Genomic DNA, 623 nt, shown 5'->3' on the forward strand with positions numbered 1-623 from the left:
TCATATCGGTTCTGGCAGGCGCTATCCGGATTGTGTTGATGATCTGACGCCTTATGTTTGCCATGGTATTGCCGAGGGTATTTTGCAAGAACTGTTCGATCTGGCTCAGGCTGACAAGCCGGATGCCCGGTTTGTGATCGATAAATTGCCACATAATTTTGAACATATTGGTCTGATCAAATTCCTTTTCCCTAACGCCCGTATTATTTCGGTACGACGAGACCCGCGTGATATTGCTCTGTCCAACTATTTTATTGATTTCCAGGCCAAGCACGGTGGTATGGGCTTCGCCTATGACCTGCGTTGGATTGGCGAGCAACTGGCAGACCATAACCTGCTGATGCAGCACTGGCATGGGCTGTTTGGAGATGGCATTCTGGAGCTGCAATACGAACAGCTGTTGCAGGACCCGGAAGGACAGGCGCGGCGAATGCTGGAATATATTGGTGTGGCGTGGGAGCCACAAGTGCTGGCGTACAGTGATCTCGAACGGCCGGTGAAAACCGCCAGTGTATGGCAAGTACGGCAACCGATTTGTCAGACCTCAAAAGCCAAATGGAAACATTACGCCAATCAGCTTGGGCCTTTGACTGAAGGCACCAATGCCAAAATCATCTGGGATG

General features: G+C 50.6%; 1 protein-coding gene. It reads left to right on the top strand.

The genetic code is table 11. The features are described from left to right. A partial coding sequence (locus tag Q4563_RS15565) for a sulfotransferase family protein (RefSeq protein WP_303605104.1) occupies positions 1-623 on the top strand: 623 nt, incomplete at both ends.

Source organism: Gilvimarinus sp. 1_MG-2023 (assembly GCF_030548285.1).